The organism is Azospirillum palustre (genome assembly GCF_002573965.1).
GTDB classification, from domain to species: Bacteria; Pseudomonadota; Alphaproteobacteria; order Azospirillales; family Azospirillaceae; genus Azospirillum; species Azospirillum palustre.
This window is the reverse complement of the sequence record NZ_PDKW01000040.1, coordinates 87,808-105,161: the sequence shown is the minus strand read 5'-3', so window position 1 is coordinate 105,161 and position 17,354 is coordinate 87,808. Positions and strand designations below refer to the sequence as shown.

16 protein-coding genes are annotated in these 17,354 nt (G+C 69.0%); 6 read left to right on the top strand and 10 right to left on the bottom strand.

The window, feature by feature from the left end:
- Nucleotides 1-5 precede the first annotated feature (5 nt).
- On the bottom strand, nt 6-1,502 hold the full coding sequence (locus CRT60_RS10405; RefSeq protein WP_098736367.1) for an aminotransferase-like domain-containing protein: 1,497 nt from the start codon (nt 1,500-1,502) through the stop codon (nt 6-8).
- Nucleotides 1,503-1,632: 130 nt separating this feature from the next.
- Nucleotides 1,633-3,114, bottom strand: a complete 1,482-nt coding sequence (ccoG, locus tag CRT60_RS10400; protein ID WP_098736366.1) for a cytochrome c oxidase accessory protein CcoG — start codon at nt 3,112-3,114, stop codon at nt 1,633-1,635.
- 358 nt (nt 3,115-3,472) lie between these two features.
- Here ccoG and CRT60_RS10395 point away from each other — a divergent pair, with 358 nt between their 5' ends.
- The 4 genes from CRT60_RS10395 to CRT60_RS10380 all read left to right on the top strand — a co-directional run bounded on the left by CRT60_RS10395 (nt 3,473) and on the right by CRT60_RS10380 (nt 8,127).
- Nucleotides 3,473-3,790, top strand: a complete 318-nt coding sequence (locus CRT60_RS10395; RefSeq protein ID WP_098736365.1) for a DUF1289 domain-containing protein — start codon at nt 3,473-3,475, stop codon at nt 3,788-3,790.
- A gap of 89 nt (nt 3,791-3,879) precedes the next feature.
- Nucleotides 3,880-5,823, top strand: a complete 1,944-nt coding sequence (locus CRT60_RS10390) for a TOL_0244 family TonB-dependent receptor (RefSeq protein ID WP_098736364.1) — start codon at nt 3,880-3,882, stop codon at nt 5,821-5,823.
- Between the two features lie 2 nt (nt 5,824-5,825).
- Complete coding sequence (locus CRT60_RS10385; RefSeq protein WP_098736363.1) at nt 5,826-6,356, top strand: YfiR family protein; 531 nt, start codon at nt 5,826-5,828, stop codon at nt 6,354-6,356.
- 19 nt (nt 6,357-6,375) lie between these two features.
- On the top strand, nt 6,376-8,127 hold the full coding sequence (locus CRT60_RS10380) for an ATP-binding protein (protein ID WP_244592396.1): 1,752 nt from the start codon (nt 6,376-6,378) through the stop codon (nt 8,125-8,127).
- Here the strand turns inward: CRT60_RS10380 and CRT60_RS10375 are convergent.
- The 6 genes from CRT60_RS10375 to CRT60_RS10350 all read right to left on the bottom strand — a co-directional run bounded on the left by CRT60_RS10375 (nt 8,114) and on the right by CRT60_RS10350 (nt 12,811).
- On the bottom strand, nt 8,114-8,905 hold the full coding sequence (locus CRT60_RS10375) for an alpha/beta fold hydrolase (RefSeq protein ID WP_098736362.1): 792 nt from the start codon (nt 8,903-8,905) through the stop codon (nt 8,114-8,116). The genes CRT60_RS10380 and CRT60_RS10375 overlap by 14 nt on opposite strands.
- Before the next feature lie 58 nt (nt 8,906-8,963).
- Entirely contained in the window at nt 8,964-9,653 is a 690-nt protein-coding gene (locus CRT60_RS10370; protein WP_098736361.1) for an ABC transporter permease, read from the bottom strand.
- 2 nt (nt 9,654-9,655) lie between these two features.
- Complete coding sequence (locus CRT60_RS10365) at nt 9,656-10,372, bottom strand: ABC transporter permease (RefSeq protein WP_098736967.1); 717 nt, start codon at nt 10,370-10,372, stop codon at nt 9,656-9,658.
- 5 nt (nt 10,373-10,377) lie between these two features.
- Nucleotides 10,378-11,217 carry a transporter substrate-binding domain-containing protein gene (locus CRT60_RS10360; protein WP_098736360.1) on the bottom strand — a complete coding sequence of 280 codons (840 nt, stop codon included), beginning with the start codon at nt 11,215-11,217 and terminating at the stop codon, nt 10,378-10,380.
- A gap of 154 nt (nt 11,218-11,371) precedes the next feature.
- A complete protein-coding gene (locus CRT60_RS10355) occupies nt 11,372-12,229 on the bottom strand; it encodes an ABC transporter ATP-binding protein (protein ID WP_098736359.1) in 858 nt (285 codons plus the stop codon).
- Between the two features lie 138 nt (nt 12,230-12,367).
- On the bottom strand, nt 12,368-12,811 hold the full coding sequence (locus CRT60_RS10350; protein WP_098736358.1) for an Lrp/AsnC family transcriptional regulator: 444 nt from the start codon (nt 12,809-12,811) through the stop codon (nt 12,368-12,370).
- A gap of 138 nt (nt 12,812-12,949) precedes the next feature.
- On the opposite strand from CRT60_RS10350, the gene rocF reads away from it, so the two are divergent.
- Complete coding sequence (rocF, locus tag CRT60_RS10345) at nt 12,950-13,900, top strand: arginase (RefSeq protein WP_098736357.1); 951 nt, start codon at nt 12,950-12,952, stop codon at nt 13,898-13,900.
- Nucleotides 13,901-13,919: 19 nt separating this feature from the next.
- Nucleotides 13,920-14,984 carry an ornithine cyclodeaminase gene (locus CRT60_RS10340; protein ID WP_098736356.1) on the top strand — a complete coding sequence of 355 codons (1,065 nt, stop codon included), beginning with the start codon at nt 13,920-13,922 and terminating at the stop codon, nt 14,982-14,984.
- Nucleotides 14,985-15,177: 193 nt separating this feature from the next.
- Here the strand turns inward: CRT60_RS10340 and CRT60_RS10335 are convergent, their stop codons facing one another.
- On the bottom strand, nt 15,178-16,782 hold the full coding sequence (locus CRT60_RS10335; RefSeq protein ID WP_098736355.1) for a Na+/H+ antiporter: 1,605 nt from the start codon (nt 16,780-16,782) through the stop codon (nt 15,178-15,180).
- A gap of 59 nt (nt 16,783-16,841) precedes the next feature.
- The gene (locus CRT60_RS10330; protein WP_098736354.1) at nt 16,842-17,288 is read right to left on the bottom strand and encodes a DoxX family protein; all 447 of its coding nucleotides are present in this window, start codon (nt 17,286-17,288) and stop codon (nt 16,842-16,844) included.
- Nucleotides 17,289-17,354: the final 66 nt, after the last annotated feature.

The window sequence follows — 17,354 nt, the reverse complement described above, 5'->3', positions numbered from 1 at the left end:
CGGAGTCAGATCACGATGCCGGCCAGGGCGGGGCTCTGGTCGAGGGCGTCGGCGAGCACCTCCAGCATGCGGCGGCAGTCGGCGCGGGTCACCGGGGCGCCGAGGCAGATGCGCAGGGCCTCCGGCACCTGACCGGCGGTGAGGAAGGTGTCGCTGACCGCGGCGGCGATGCCGTGGCTGCGCAGATGGGTCGCGAATTCCCCACGGGTCCAGGCCGGCGGCAGGGTCAGCCACAGGTGGAACCCCTCGGGGTGGGCGGTCTGCGTGGCGGCGGGAAGCAGGTCGCGGGCGATGCGCTGGCGGGCCGATGCCTCGGCGCGGATGGCGGTCAGCAGCGCGTCGGCGGTGCCGTCGGCGATCCATTGGGTGGCGACCGCGGCCGGGACCGGCGGCGTGCCGAGGATGGTGGCGCGCTGGGCGGCGGCCAGCCGCATGGCCTGGCGGGCGTCGGGGGCGGCGACATAGGTGATGCGCAGGCCGGGCGCCACGCATTTGGCGAGGCCGACGACGTGGAAGGTCACGTCGGGCGCCAATGCCGCGATGGGCGGCGGGGCGTCCAGCGGCAGCACGCCGTAGATGTCGTCCTCGATGATCGGGAAACCGTGTTCGCGGGCGATTGCCGCGATGGCGGCGCGGCGGCCGGCGGGAAGGGTCGCCGTCGTCGGGTTGTGCAGGGTGGGGGTGCAGTAGAGCGCCTTCGGGGAATGGGCCCGCACCGCGGCGCGCAGGGCGTCGGGGTCCAGCCCGTCGCCGTCCATCGCCACCCCGACCACCCGCAGGCCGAGCTGCCGGGCGATGGCCTTGAAGCCGGGATAGGTCAGCTCCTCCGTACAGACGGTATCGCCGGGGCTGGTCAGCATGCACAGCAGGGCCAGGAGGGCGCTCTGCGTACCGGGGCAGACCACGATGCGGCCGTGATCGCCGAGCGGGGACGCGTCCAGATCGGGCAGACGCTTGGCGAGCCAGCGGGCTCCGGCGGCGCAATCCTCCTCCACGGCGCGGAAGCCAGCGCCGGCTTCCGGATAGCGCAGCAGCGTTTGCGGGTCGAGCCGCAGCATCGCCTGCGACAGGCTGCGGCGCACCCGGTCCAGCAGCTCCGGCGCGTCGGGCAGCGGCGGCTGGTTCATCGTCATGTCGATGACCGCGGGCGGGGGGGCGGCCTCGCGGCGGGGCCGGGCGGTCTCGGGATGAGGGCGGTCCGGCGCACCCTCCTGCGCGCTGACGAAGGTGCCCTGGCCGACGCGGGCGTCGAGCAGGCCGCGGCGGCGGGCCTCGCTGTAGGCGCGGCTGACCGTGGTCAGGTCCACGCCCAGCCGGTCGGCGAGCAGGCGCTGCGGCGGCAGCCGCTGGCCGGCCGCCAGCCGGCCGGCGGCGATGTCGTCGGCCAGGGCATCGGCGATGGCGAGATAGACCGGCTTGGCGCGGTTGGTCAGGTCGGGCTGCCAGACGGCGGTGTCCGACGGGTCGGCCGGGCCGGTGTGTTCCGGATTGTCGGATTGCATGGATGTCCTGGCCGTTCCCTTGCCTGATTGCGGCGGCACCGTCGGCATCATATGCGCGCTCCGATCATGGTGCTGCAAGCGTCCAGTGCCCCTCTCCCGACGGGAGAGGGGCGGTCCTCCGGGGGGAGGGTCACGGTGACAGGAAGACGCTGTCGTGCCGGGCCGGCTGGCCGGCGCCGCTGTCGGGCGTCAGGACGACGGTCACCGGGGTGGAGGGGGCCGGCAGGGCGGAATGCGGCACGCGGACCTGGATGCGGTAGGTTTCCACCGCGTTGGCGCGGGCCGACAGCGACAGCTCGCCGGTCTCGGTGCCGTCGCCGGACAGGCTGAGGCTCGCCTGCGGAAGGCCGGACAGGCTGAGGCGGTAATGGCGGTCCGTCAGCGACATGTTGGCGATCTTGATGGTGTAGGCGTTCTGGATGCGGCCGTCGGTGAGCGTGACGAACAGCGGCGCCCGGTCGCGCAGGACGGAGACGTCGTTGCTCGACTTCATCGCCAGCGCGATTGCCATCACCCCGCCGACCACGACCAGCATCAGGCCATAGACGATGGTGCGCGGCCGGATCAGCCGGTAGCGGGCCGGCGGGGTGCCGGACGCCTTCGCCGCCTGTGCCGTCAAGGTGTCGAAGCGGATCAGGTCGCCGGGCCGGCCGATGCGCGCCATCACGTCGTTGCAGGCGTCGACGCACAGGCCGCAGCCGATGCATTCCATCTGGATGCCGTCGCGGATGTCGATGCCGGTCGGGCAGACATGGACGCACTGGCCGCAGTCGATGCAGTCGCCGAACCCCTTGTGGGTGCGGGTGTCCCAGCCCTCGCTCTTGCGCAGGGGCGCGCGCCCTTCGCCGCGCCAGTCCTGATAGGTGACGACCTGGCTTTCCTCGTCCAGCATGGCGGCCTGGATGCGCGGCCAGGGGCAGACGTAGAAGCACATCTGTTCACGCATGAAGCCGGCCATGGCATAGGTGCAGGCGGCGATGAACAGGACGGAGCCGGCAGCGAGCGCCGAGGCGTCGAAGCGCAGCAGATCGGTCGCCAGGGACGGCGCGTCGGTCAGGTAGGCGATGCCGATGAACCCGGTGACCAGGGAGATCGCCAGCCATCCCGCGTGCTTGACCGTCTTCTTCGCCAGCCAGCCGGCGGTCCAGGGATGCTTGTCCAGCCGGATGCGGTCGCCGCGGTCGCCCTCCACCCGCCGTTCGACCCAGACGAACAGGTCGGTCCACACCGTCTGCGGACAGGTGAAGCCGCACCAGACCCGTCCGCCCAGCGCCGTCGCCAGGAACAGGCCGATGGACGCGATGATCATCACGCCGGTGATGTAATAGACATGCTGCGGCCACAGCTGCAGGGCGAAGATGTAGAAGCGCTGGCTGCCCAGATCGAACAGCACCGCCTGATCGGGCAGTCCCGGCCCGCGATCCCAGCGCAGCCAGGGCAGGATGGCGAACAGCGCCAGCAGGACCACGCCCAGCCAGGTCTTCAGCCGCCGGTACCGTCCGCGCACCGCCTTGGGATGGATCTTGCGGTGGGAAGCGTAGGCCGATGGCGGGTCCGGAGTGTCCGCCGCATGGTCGGGGCGGCGGGTGATGATGGGCGCATCGCTGGGCATGGATCACCTGGCACGAAGAAGCCGTCCGGGCGCCCGTCCATGCTCTATGGCGTATGGAGAAGCGGCCATCCGGCGATGGGAGTTGTATGGATCATTTGTACGGATGCAGCAAGGCGATTGTAGGGTAGGTTTGGCGCTTGAAGTCCTTGTGCGGCGGTGTGTCGCATCTTTGTATGGATTTCCTTCCGAGTGATCCATGCATTCGGACGATGTGTGAGGCGCGTCCGGGTTGCAGGCATGCCAGCCTTCCGCCGGCTGCCATTGCCGGACGGAAATGGCGACGCACATTGTCGTCGACCGGAGACGACCATGCGGCAGGCCCCCCTTGAGAGGTAAGCAGAGCGACAGGACAGCGAAAATGGACAGCGGGAACCCGTGCATCGGCCTCTGCCGCTTCGGCGGCGACGGCAACTGCCTGGGCTGCCACCGCACCAAGGCGGAGGTGAAGGGGTGGAAGCGGCTGAGCGATGCTGCCAAGGAGGCGATCAATGCCAGGATCGCGGCCAACCCCCGCCAGGGCAGCGAAGCCGGATCGGCCGAGGGAAAGGCACCGCGCAAGCGGCTGCGCAAGCTCGACAGGAAGATCGGCAAGCTGGAGGCGAAACTCGCCCTGCTGCGGGAGGAGCGCGGCCAGCTGTCGGGCAGCCAAGGTCAGACGCCCGAAAGCTCTAGGTAGAATTCGGCCGTTCCGCCTAGCGGGATGCCACGCTCAAGACTGCTATAAAGCTCGTTCGTGCAGACACTGAACAGAGCAACCAAGCGTCGATGCCATGGGCAGTCCTCCGTCGTGAAAGCCGGTGCAAGAGAACCGGGGGAGCCGTTGGTCCCGCCCGCAGGCTGGGCGCCCTCCTGACGCTGTCTCTGGTCTTAAGTCCCTATGCGGCGCCTGCCCAGACGGTCGAGGATCTGTCGACCCTGTCGCTCGAAGAACTGGGGACGATCAAGGTCACCTCCATTTCCAAGCGTCCGGAGCGGTTGAGCGACGCGGCGGCGGCGGTCTATGTCATCACGGCGGAGGACATCCGGCGGTCCGGCGCCACCAGCCTGCCCGAAGCGCTGCGGCTGGCGCCTAACCTGGAGGTCGCCCGGCTGAACGCCGCCGGCTACACCGTCAGCGCGCGCGGCTTCAACTCGCCGGAGGCCGCCAACAAGCTTCAGGTGATGGTCGACGGCCGCAGCGTCTATTCGCCGGTCGCCTCCACCGTCTTCTGGGAAGCGATCAACGTCCCGCTGCCGGAGATCGAGCGGATCGAGGTGGTCAGCGGCCCCGGCGGCACGCTGTGGGGCGCCAACGCGGTCAACGGCGTCGTCAACGTCATAACCCGGCCGGCCGCGGACAGCCAGGGCGGTTTCGCCGAAATCGGCGCCGGCTCCGGCGAGCGGAACGGCACCCTGCGCTATGGCATCAAGGCCGCGGATGGCGGACTGGCGTTGCGCGGGTACTTGACCGGCTTCGACCGGCGCAGCAGCTTCGCGGCAGTGCCGGGCGACGTGACCACCGACGCCTTCGACGGCTCGCAGGCCGGCTTCCGGCTGGATGGCACCGCGGCGGACGGCGCGGCCTCCTACACCCTGCAAGGCGATCTCTTCCACAATCATACGGAGTGGCTCGACACCTCGCTGCATGGCGGGAATCTGCTCGGGCGGTGGACGCACAGGCTGGGCGACGGGTCGTCGGTGCAGTTGCAGGCCTATTACGACCAGCAGACCCGCGATTATGCGGTCGCCACCGACCGGTTGGAGACCGTCGACGTCCAGGCCCAGCACAATGTGGCGCTGGGCAGCCGGCACCAGCTGGTCTGGGGGGCGCAGTACCGTGTGTGGCAGTCGGCCTTCCGCTCGCGGGTGTCCCTCGGTTTCCCGGAGGATGACGCGACGATCTCGCTGGGAAGCCTGTTCGCCCAGGACGAGGTCACGCTGGCGCCGAAGCTGAAGCTGACGGTCGGGATGAAGGCGGAATACAACAGCTATTCCGGCTTCGACATCCTGCCCAACCTGCGGCTCGCCTGGCGGCTGTCGGACGACCACATGCTGTGGACCGCGGTCAGCCGGTCGGTGCGCACGCCGTCGCGCGTCGACCGCGAACTGTCGGGGGCCGGCGTCCTGGCGCCCTCGCCCGATTTCCAGTCTGAACGGCTGGTGGCCTATGAGGTCGGCTATCGCGGCCGGCCCGTGGCGAACAGCCGGGTGTCGCTGTCGGCCTTCTACAACGTCTATGACGACCTGCGCACCACAAGCCTGACCGACGGAGGCCTGCCGATCATGCTGCGCAACGATATGGAGGGAAACACCTACGGCATCGAAGGCTGGGGCAGCTATGGCTTGACCGGCTGGTGGACCCTGCATGCCGGCGCCAACTGGCTGCACAAGAGCCTGCGGCTGAAGCCGGGGGCGACCGACCTGTCCCACTTCCAGGCCGCCGGCCAGGATCCGGCCTATCAGGTTCAATTGAAGTCGCAGATGAACCTGACGCCGGAGGTGGAGTTCGACGCCACCCTGCGCCGGGTCGGCCGGGTCGCGGTGTCGAACGTCCCGGCCTATACCGAGGCCGACCTGCATCTGGGCTGGCACGTCACCCCGGCGCTGGAGCTGTCGCTGTTCGGCCAGAATCTGCTGCATGCCCGGCATCTGGAGGCCTACGACCCGTCCAGCACCACGCCGCGCGCCATCGGGCGGAGCGTCTATGCGCGCATGCGGGTGGGGTTTTGAGCATGGAGGAACGGACCGTCCGCTGGTGCAGTCCGCTGGCGCTGAGCCTGCTGCTGGTGCTGGCAGGCGCGCCGGTGTCGATTGCATCCGCCGAGCCGCTGGAAGCGGCGGTGAAGGCAACCTTCCTTTACAAATTCATCGCCTTCGTCGCCTGGCCGCCGGGTGCCTTCGCCACCGCGGACAGCCCGTTCCGCCTCTGCGTGGAAGGGCCGGACCCGTTCGGCGACGTGCTGGACCGTGCCGTCGCCGGACAGAGCGCCGGCGGACGGCCCATCGAACTGATGCGCCGGCCGCAGTTCGAAAAAGGGTCGGGCTGCCATCTGCTGTATGGGACGATGCCGATGGACCGGCTGCGCGGCGAGCCTGTTCTGACGGTCAGCGATGCCGATGCGCCGGGCGGATCGGCCGCCGGGGCGGTTATCACCTTCGTGTTGCAGGAGGACCGGGTCCGTTTCGTCATCGATGCGGCGACGGCCCAGGGCAACCGGCTGGCGATCAGTTCCAAGCTGATGAGCCTGTCGGTGCGGCCATGAGGAAGCAGGAGAGCGGAACGTGACCGATCTGGCCGGATTCTGGCGGCACACGCCGCGCCTGACTCTGCTGGCGATGGCTGTGCTGCTGATCGCTGGCGGTCTCATGGCGGTCGCCAGCGAAACCGCCTATCGCGAGGAGAAGGTCGGCGACGTGGAGGTGCAGACCCGCATCCTGGCCACCACCACCACCGCGGCGCTGAGCTTCAACGACAGGCCGACCGCCGGTGAGTATCTGACGGCCTTGTCGGCCAGCCCCGAGTTCGAGGCGGCCGGTGTCTATGACGCCGGGGGCACCCTGTTCGCCGCCTACACCGCGCCTGGAATGACGCCGGTGCCTGCGATGGCCGAACCGCCGGGCCATCATTTCGACGACGACACCCTGACGGTCAGCGTGCCGGTGATGCAGGACGGGCACCGCATCGGCAGCGTGTCCCTGCGCACCGAGCTGGAGCCCTTCGCCCGCCGGGCCGAACGCTATGTCGGTATGGCGCTGCTGCTTGCGATGACTCTGCTGATCGTGCTGGTGCTTGGTGCTGCGCAGGCGGCGCTGGCGCGGGCGAACCACGATCTGGCCGAACGGGCGCGCGACCTGTCCGCCGCCAACAGGGCGCTGAACGCCGAGATCGCCGAGCGCGAGAAGGTCGAGGCCGCCCTGCGCCAGAGCCAGAAGATGGAGGCGATGGGCCAGCTGACCGGCGGCATCGCCCATGATTTCAACAACCTGCTCCAGGCGCTGGCCGGCTGCCTCCAACTGGTCGGGCGGCGGGCGAAGGAGCCGTCGATCCAGCCGCTGCTGGAAACCGGGCAGCAGGCCATCGACCGCGGCGCCAAGCTGGTGCAGCAGCTGATGGCCTTCGCCCGCCGCCAGACCCTGCGGCCGGAGCCGATGGATGTCCGCGACCGGCTGCTGGGCATGGCCGACCTGCTGACCCGCGCCATCCGCGCCGACATCACGCTGGAGACGCAGGTGGAGCCGGGGCTGTGGGCGGTGGAGGTCGATCCGACCCAGTTCGAGCTGGCGATCCTGAACCTCGCCGTCAATGCGCGCGATGCCATGCCCGACGGCGGGCGGCTGCGCGTCACCGCCCGCAACCGGCCGGCGGACGGAGCGAACGGCGATCTGGTGCAGGTGACGGTCAGCGACACCGGCACCGGGATGGAGGCGGAGGTGAAGGCCCGCGTCTTCGAGCCCTTCTTCACCACCAAGGAGGTCGGCAAGGGCTCCGGCCTCGGGCTGGCGCAGGTGTATGGCTTCACCCGCCAGTCGTCGGGCCGGGTGGAGATCGACAGCGCGCCCGGCCAGGGCACCGCCGTCTCGCTGTTCCTGCCGCGGACGGTCAAGACGGTGGCCGCACACGCGAAGGAACGGTCGCTGGACACCGCGCGCGGGGCCGGCCGGCGCCTGTTGCTGGTGGAGGACGACCCCATCGTCGGCAGCATGGTGGCGGCAGCACTCGACGAGATGGGCTATGCCGTTCTGCGCGCCGGCAATGCCGAGGAGGCGCTGGGGCTGCTGAACGACCGGGCCCTGCGGATCGACATCCTGTTCAGCGACGTGGTGATGCCGGGGGCGATGAACGGCATCGATCTGGCCCACACCGCCCGGCGCCTGCGTCCCGGCCTGCCGGTGGTGCTGACCACCGGCTACAGCGAGGACATCGCCCGCATCGACGGGGTGCGGGTGCTGCCGAAGCCCTACCGGGTGGGCGAGCTTGCGGAGCTGCTGGAGGCGGCGCTGACGGCAGACGGGGCGGGCATCAAGGTTCGCTGAGGAAGGACCGGATCGCCTCGACCACCTCCTCCTCGCAGTCGCGGTGGGGGACGTGGCCGGTGTCGGGCAGGAGGCGGACGCTTCCGCGGCCGGCGGCGATGCGGGCCGGGTGCTCGGCCGATCCGTATTCGTCGCGGTCGCCGTGCAGGGCCAGAACCGGGCAGCGGACATCGGCCAGGGCGGCGTCCAGGGTCCAGTCGGCGAAGGCGGGGGACAACCAGCTTTCGGTCCAGGCATCGACCGTCCAGCGCGCCTTGCCGCCCTGGTATCTCGCCAAGCGGGCCAGCTGGGCCGGGTCCTGGAAGCCTTGCTTCGCCTCGCGGATGCCGTCGAGCGTCCGCTCCTCGACGAAGGCCTGCGCGGCGATGGTCACCAGCGCGCGGCAGCGGGAGGGGAAGCGCGCCGCCGTCTCCACCGCCATGCCGCCGCCGACGCTGTGGCCGCAGACGACGAAATCGCCGATGCCGAAACTGTCGAGCAGGAGGGGGACGGTGTCCCGCGCCTCCGCGGCGACGAAATCGCGGGGGAGCGTACCGGGGTGGGGATCGGAGCGGCCGAAGCCCAGCCGGTCATAGGCGATGACCCGCCGCACCGTCGCGGCGGCAAGGCGGGCCGGGAAGCTGCGCCAGAGATCGACGCAGCCGAGCGAATCGTGGAACAGCAGGATCGGCGGCAGCCCGCCGGCCGCAGCGGGCGTCCAGTCCTTCACGTAGAGGCGGCCGAAGCCCGCGACGGTGGTGGGTATCAGGCGGTCCTGGTCGCTGACGGCGCTGGTCATGGTGTCCGGTTGCTGGTGCGGTGGGGGCCGGACGACAGGATAGCATGATTGCCGCGCGTCAGGCCCGCGCCCGCAGATAGGGGGTCATGCGCCATTCCGCGTGCTTGATCAGGCGGGTGGCGACGAAGTTGATCAGCAGGTAGAGGATGCCGGCGACGATGAAGATCTCGAAGACCGCAAAGGTCTGGGCGATCATCCGCCGCGCAACACCGGTGATCTCCATCATCGTGATGGTGCTGGCGAGCGAGCTGGCCTTCACCATCAAAATCACCTCGTTGCCGTAGGCCGGCAGCATCTGGCGAATGGCCACCGGCAGGACGATGCGGCGGAACAGCCGCACCCGCGACATGCCGCAGGCCCGCGCGGCCTCCACCTGACCCTGCGGCACCGTCTCGATGGCGCCGCGCAGGATCTCGGAGGTGTAGGCCCCGGTGTTGAGCGCCAGCGCCAGGATGGCGCACCACATCGGCTGGCTGAGGACCGGCCAGAGGAAACTGTCGCGGATGAGGTCGATCTGGCTGAGGCCATAATAGATCAGGAAGATCTGCACCAGCAGCGGCGTGCCGCGGAAAATGAAGGTGTAGGCCGAGGTCAGCGCCACCGCCACCCGGTTGCCGGACAGGCGCAGGAGCGCGGTGGCGAAGGCCAGAACGGCCCCGAAGGCGAGCGCAAGCGCCACCAGCTGCAAGGTCAGGGGCAGGGCCGCCAGCAGGCGCGGCAGGCTGTCCCACATCAGGGTCCAGTTCATCGTCACGCCCTCCGCACGCCGCGGCTGGCATAACGCTCGGCCTGCTGGAACGCCGTCGTCGAGACGGTGGTCAGCGCGAGGTAGAGCAGTGCGGCGACGCTGTAGAACAGGAAGGATTGCCGGGTGGAGCCGGCGGCGGTGTGGGCGACGCGCATGATCTCGGCCAGGGCGGTGACGGAGATGAGGGCGGTGTCCTTCAAGGTCAGCTGCCAGACATTGCCAAGGCCGGGCAGGGCGAAGCGCAGGGTCTGCGGCACCAGAACCCGGCGCAGGATGCGCCAGCGCCCCATGCCGCAGGCCCGCGCCGCCTCGATCTGGCCGTAGGGCACCGAATTGACGGCGCCGCGGATGACCTCGGTCGAATAGGCGCCGGAGATGAGGCCGACGGCGGCGACGCCGATGGAGAAGGCGTTCAGCTCGATGAGGCCGCCGTAGCCGAAGATCCCGGCCACCGCCATGATCATGCCCGAACCGCCGAAGAACAGCAGGTAGATCACCAGCAGTTCGGGCACGCCGCGCACGGCGGTGGTGTAAAGCTCCGCCAGACCCCTCAACACCAGGCTGTCGCTGAGCTTGGCGGCGGCGCCGGCGGCGCCGAAGGCGAGACCCAGCAGGAAGGACGACAGCGCGACCGCGACGGTCATCGCCGTCCCGGACAGGAGCTGCGGCCCCCAGCCGTGCAGCCCGGAGGTGAGCCCGGAGTCGAGGAAGTCCAGCATCGGGATCACCGCACCGAAACGTCGTAGCCGAAATGCTTCTGGCTCAGAGTCGCGATGGTGCCGTCCTTGTTGGCATCGGCGATGGCCTTGTCGAGACGGCCCTTCAGCTCCGCATCGGCCTTGCGCAGGCCGACACCCATGCCTTCGCCCAGCACGCCGCGCGTCATCGCCGGGCCGAACAGCGTCATCCTGTCGGTGCCCGCGGCGCGCATCAGCGCCTCGACCGGCGAGCGGTCGCCGAAGATGGCATCGACGCGGCCGGCGGCCAGATCGATGGCGGCGTTGTCGATCTTGTCGTAATTGCGCACGGTCACGTCCGGCAGGTACTTTTCCAGGAAATCGACCTGGATGGTCGAGGTCTGGACACCGACCGTTTTGCCCTTCAGCAGCTCCGCCAGCTTGGCGACCGCCGGCTTGGCGGCCGCCTCGTCGGCAAGGTCGACGCGCTCGGCGCCGACGCCGGCACCGGCCAGCTTGGAGGATTTCAGGGTGGCGAAGGTGGATTGCTCGGTGCCGTAGGGGCCGGCGAAGGCGATGACCTTTTTGCGCTCGTCGGTGATGGTCATGCCGGCCATGATGGCGTCGATCTTGCCCTGTTGCAGCGACGGGATCATGCCGTCCCAATCCATGGCGACCAGCTCGCAATCGGCTTCGATGCGCTTGCACAGATCCCAGGCGAGGTCGATCTCGAAGCCGACCAGCTTGCCCGACGAATCCATGCCGTTCCACGGCGCGAAGGCGCCTTCGGACGCGATGCGGATCTTCTTTGCATCCTTCGCCATCGCCGGAACGGCGCTGCCGGCGGCCAGGGCGCCCAGCACCAGGGCCAAAAGGATCTTCTTCATTGGTTGGTATCCTGTGTTCGTTTGTCCGCTCGGGTCCGGTTCTTGCGATCCGTGCCGGCCGCGGAACAGCGGACTTTGGCACAGGCGTCCGTCGGCCGTCATCGTCGCGAAAGCCGGGAAGCCTGCGCTCGTGTGGCGCACCCCCCTCCTTTGTTCAGGCGGCGGAGAGGTGCCGGGAGAGGAACTGGCGCACGCGGTCGGATTCAGGGTTGGTCAGCACCCTGTCGGGCGCCCCTTCCTCCTCGATGCGGCCCTGGTGGAGGAAGACGACCTTGGACGAGACCTCGCGGGCGAAGTCCATCTCGTGCGTCACCAGGATCATGGTGCGGCCCTCGTCGGCCAACTGGCGGATGACTCGCAGCACCTCGCCGACCAGTTCGGGATCGAGCGCCGAGGTCGGCTCGTCGAACAGCATCACCTTGGGCTGCATGGCAAGGGCGCGGGCGATGGCGGCGCGCTGCTGCTGGCCGCCCGACAGCTGGATCGGGTAGCAGTCGGCCTTGCCCAGGATGCCGACCTTGTCCAGCAGGCTGCGCGCCAGGTCGATGGCCTCGCCCTTCGGCACGCCCAGCACATGGACCGGCGCCTCGATCACATTCTCCAGAATGGTCATGTGGCTCCAGAGGTTGAAGTTCTGGAACACCATGCCGAGGCTGGTGCGGATGCGGTCGACCTGACGGGAATTGGCCGGCAGGGTCCGCCCGCGCGCCGTCTTCATGGCGATGGTCTCGCCGCAGATGGTGACGCGCCCTTCGTCTGGGACTTCCAGCATATTGATGCAGCGCAACAACGTGCTTTTGCCGGACCCCGACGAGCCGATCAGCGTAATGACGTCGCCTTCGCGGGCGGTCAGCGACACGCCCTTCAGCACCTCCAGCGATCCGAACCGCTTGTGCAGGCCGTCCGCCTGGACGGCGACCGTGGCAGCCGGGTTGGAGGGAGGGTGGCGGTGGGCCGGGCCGTTCCGGCCGACGCAGGCGATAGGATCGGTGGCGATGCGATGCTGGTCCATGCGGCGTCCCGAATTCGTTGGTGGGGCGGAGCATCAGCGAAGCAGACGGCGGCTGGAAGAGGAAAAAGTGACAGGAGAATCGGTTAAACTTGTCAGAATGGAAGCTTGGACTGCGCGGATTGGCAAGTCATGGGCCGGCTAGAGCCGGGCGCGGGTGCTGCGTGGGGTGTTCAGCAGCAGGTTGGTTTCGCTGGTGGTGATGCCGGGAATGAGCCGGATGCGGCGCAGCACGCCGTCGAATTCCGGCAGGCTGCCGGCCGACAGCTCGACGATCAGGTCCCAGCGTCCGTTGGTGCTGTGGATCTCCATGATCTCCGGGAAGCCACTGAGCGTGCGGACCACCCGGTCGGTGGCCTGCCCCTCGACCTCGATCAGCATGATGCCACGCACCGGCGCCTCCACCGTGTCGGCGCGCAGGATCACGGTGTAGCCGGTGATGATGCCGGAGCTTTCCAGCCGCTCCATCCGCGAGCGCACCGTCGCCCGCGAGACGCCGAGTTCGATGGCGAGGTCGGAGATGCTGCGGCGGCCGTCATGGCGCAGCAGGGTGATGAGCTTCTCGTCGAGCTGGTCGAGCGTCATGGTTGAGGCACTCCGACATTCTGGCAAGCTTGGCTGTTCAGTTTGGTAGGCAGATTAACGACATTTGTCAAATTGCCCTGTCCGTTCCGCCGGAAGCCTGTGGTTTGCTGGTGGGAGGAACAGGCAAGAGACCAAACAATGTCCTACCACAAGACCAAGACGAAGCAGTGCCGGCTGGTCGGCGTGCCGGTGCAGGATGGGGCGGGCCGGCTTGGCTGCGAAATGGGGCCAAGCGCCTACCGCACCGCCGGTATCGCCAAGGCGCTGTCGGACCTGGGCCACAGCGTGACCGACCTGGGCAACGTGGCGCCGCTGCCGCAGCAGCCGCCGGCGCATGGCAACGCCGCGCTGAAATTCCTGCCGGAAGTGGCCGGCTGGACCGCGGCGCTGACCCAGGTGGCCTATGAGGCAAGCGCCGGGCAGGACGCCATGCCGATCTTCCTGGGCGGCGACCACAGCCTCGCCGCCGGCACCCTGACCGGGCTGGCGCAGCGCGCCGCCGGGATGCGGCGCCCGCTGTTCGTGCTGTGGCTGGACGCGCATCCGGATTTCCACACGCTGGAGACGACGGAGAGCGGCAACCTGCATGGCGTACCGATGGCCTACGCCACCGGGCTGGCCGGCTTCGACGGCTATTTCCCGCCGCCGCCGGCACGGCTCGACCCGCACAATGTCTGCATGATGGGCATCCGCAGCGTCGATCCGGCCGAACGGCGGGCGCTGGAGACCTCCGGCATCACCGTCCACGACATGCGCAAGATCGATGAGCACGGCATCGTCGCCCTGCTGCGGCCGTTCCTGGAACGGGTGGTGGAGGCGGACGGGCTGCTGCATGTCAGCCTGGACGTGGATTTCCTCGACCCCGGCATCGCGCCCGGCGTCGGCACCACGGTGCCCGGCGGCGCCACCTTCCGCGAAGCCCATCTGATCATGGAGATGCTGCACGACACCGGTCTGGTCAGCAGCGTCGATCTGGTCGAGCTGAATCCCTTCCTGGACGAGCGCGGTCGCACTGCGACCCTGATGGTGGAGCTGCTGGCGAGCCTGATGGGGCGCCGCGTCCTCGATTACCCCACCCGCAGTTTCTGAACGAACGGAGCGTTTGACCATGATCCCGAACCTGAACCTCGTTCCCTTCGTCAGCGTCGACCACATGATGAAGCTGGTGCTGCACATCGGCGTGGAGCGCTTCCTGACCGAGCTGTCGGCCTATGTGGAGGAGGACTTCCGCCGCTGGGAAAGCTTCGACAAGACGCCGCGGGTCGCCTCGCACAGTGCCGAGGGCGTGATCGAGCTGATGCCGACCAGCGATGGCCGCACGTATGGCTTCAAATACGTCAACGGCCATCCGAAGAACATGCGGGAGGGGCGGCAGACCGTGACCGCCTTCGGCGTGCTGGCCGATGTCGGCAACGGCTATCCGGTGCTGATGACGGAGATGACCATCCTGACGGCGCTGCGCACCGCCGCGACCTCCGCCGTGGCGGCGAAGCATCTGGCGCCGAAGGATGCCAGCTGCATGGCGATCGTCGGCAACGGGGCGCAGGCGGAATTCCAGGCGCTGGCCTTCAAGGCGCTGCTGGGCATCCGCAAGCTGCGGCTCTACGACATCGATCCCGTCGCGACGCAGAAATGCGTGCGCAACTTGCGTGACCAGGGCTTCGAGATCACCGCCTGCACATCGACCGAGGAGGCGGTGGAGGGTGCGCAGATCATCACCACCGTCACCGCCGACAAGCAGTATGCCACCATCCTGACCGACAACATGGTCGGGGCCGGGGTGCACATCAACGCGGTCGGCGGCGACTGCCCCGGCAAGACGGAACTGCACCGCGACATCCTGCTGCGGTCGGACATCTTCGTCGAATATCCGCCGCAGACGCGGATCGAGGGGGAAATCCAGCAACTTGCCCCCGACCATCCGGTGACGGAGCTGTGGACGGTGATGACCGGGCAGGCGGTGGGGCGGCGCGACGCGCGGCAGATCACGCTGTTCGATTCGGTCGGCTTCGCGACGGAGGATTTCTCCGCCCTGCGCTATGTCCGCGACAAGGTGGCGGGGACGGGGCTCTATGAGAATCTCGACATGCTGGCCGACCCGGACGAGCCGCGCGACCTGTTCGGCATGATCCTGCGCGCGGCGAAGCCGGCCCCGGTGGGCGAGGCGGCTTGAATAGGAATCCCGTTACCCGCCAGCAATCCCCCCTCTCCCCCCGGGGAGAGGGTCGGGGTGAGGGGGATGCACAGGGTGGATTTTGTGGGGAGCAGGAGGTGCGCGATGCTTGAAGATCCTCGCCGCGCGCCCCCCTCACCCTAACCCTCTCCCCGGGGGGGAGAGGGGATCTATCCGCGGGAAGGAGACGCTCTCACCCCGCAGCCTCCCCCTCCGCCAGCGCTTGCTCCGCGCTGAGTTCCTCCAGATCCAGTTCCGCCTCCAGACGGTGCAGCACCGTGTCGTGGATGCGGCCACCGCGGTGCAGGCCGAGGATCTCCGTGCGGGCGGCGCGGTTGGCGGCCAGGACGGCGGCGAAATGCTCGCGCCGGTCCTCCGTCAGCATGCCTTCGCTCTCAAAGAAGCGTTCGGCCATCGTCGCCCGGTGGCCGTACTGTTCGAGCAGGCGGGGGTGGCGCTGCCGGCCGTCGGCCATGTCAGACCGCTCGCGCACCGCGTCCAGCGCCGCGCGGGCCATGCGGATGCGGGCTTCGGATTCCGACAGGGTCGGGCGGCGCTCCAGCGTGAAGCCGCCCAGCCGCATCCTGCGGATCAGCGGGGCGAGCGTGGTCGCCTGTCCCAGGATCGACACCAGGATCACCGCCCAGGTGGTCGCCAGGATGATGTCGCGGCCGGGAAACTCCACCGGCACCGACAGGGCGACGGCAAGGCTGACCACGCCGCGGATCGCCGCCCAGCCCATGATCACCGGCACCGCCACCGACGGGTAGGGATCGCGCCGCCGCAGGGCCGGGAACAGGAAGCGGGGCAGGTAAGTCGAGGGGAAGAGCCAGGCGAAGCGCGACAGGATCATCGCCAGGGTGACGGCGACGATCATCGGCAGCAGGTCGGTCAGGCCGGTGCCCGCGGCCTCCAGCCGGCCCAGCACACCGCGCAGCGACAGGCCGATGATGATGAAGACCATCGATTCCATGAGGAACACCGCCACCGCCCACACGGCGTTGGCGTGGGTGCGCAGCTGCGCTGTGAACAGGTCGTGCTGGCGCCGGCCCATCACCAGGCCGCAGCCGACGGTGGCGAGCACGCCCGACACCTCCAGCGCCTCGCCGCCGAGATAGCTGCCCCAGGCCGCGAGGAAGCCGCCGACGATGCTGAGCGGCACGTCGCGCAGACGCCCCAGCAGCAGTGCCGCGATGTGGCCGAAGACCACGCCGGCCGCGACACCGCCGATGGCCAGCCACAGGAACTCAAGCGAGGCGTGGCCGGCCTCGAAGGTGCCGGTCATCCCGGCGGCGATGGCGATGCGGAACAGCACCAGCCCGGTGGCGTCGTTCACCAGGCTTTCGCCCTCCAGCAGGGTGACGATGCGCGGCGGCAGCGGCAGGCCCTTCAGCGCCGCCTTGGCGGCGACCGCGTCGGGCGGCGACAGGATGGCGCCCAGCGTGAAGCAGGCGGCCCAGGGCAGCGACGGCATCACCAGATGAGCAGCCACCCCGACCGCCAGCGTGGTGAAGGCGACCGCCCCGACGGCCAGTTGCAGGATGATGCGCAGGTTGGCGCGGAAGTCGCTCCACACCGTGAAATAGGCGCTGGCGAACAGCAGCGGCGGCAGGAAGAGCAGCAGGGTCAGGTCGGGATCGGGCGTGATCTCCGGCAGGCCAGGGATCAGGGCAAGTGCGATGCCGCCCAGCACCAGCACGGCCGATGGCGGCATGCGCAGCCGCTTGGCCGCAAGTTCCAGCACGATGATCGCCGCCATCAGGCCGAGGACGAGTTCGAACTGACCGGATGGCGACATGCTTGGGTCCGCTGTTCTGTTACCGTGGGGGGGGATGAGGGCGGGGTGCTTTCCTTCGTTTAGCGGTTTAAGCCCAAGCGGCGGCGCATCCGCGAGACGATCGCGGCAAGCGCGAAGCCGCCGACCAGCCCGATATGCTCGAAGAAGGCGTTGGTCGCCATGAAGCGCTCCGGCCCGGCCATCGTCCAGAAATCATTGGCGATCAGGGCGGCGAGAACGGTGAAGACGCCGAGCGCGCCGGTTCCCAGCCACAGCGCACGGTCCAGCAGGATCAGCAGCGGGCCGACCAGTTCCACGAGGATGGTCAGGGCCGCCCACAGGGCGGGCGGGGTCAGGCCGAAATGCGCCTGCTCGGCGACGGCGCCCGGCCAATCGGTGAGCTTGACCAAACCGCCGAGGAGATAGGCGCCGACCAGCGCCAGCCGGGCCAGCAGCCATGTGCCGTCCCAGTCGAGGATGCGGTCGACGATGCGTTCCGCCGGGCGTTCGAAGGAGCGGAGGGTCATGGCGGGGGGCCGTTTCGGTTTTGGGTGAAGAATCGCCCTCTCCCGCCCCGGGAGAGGGAATTGCAA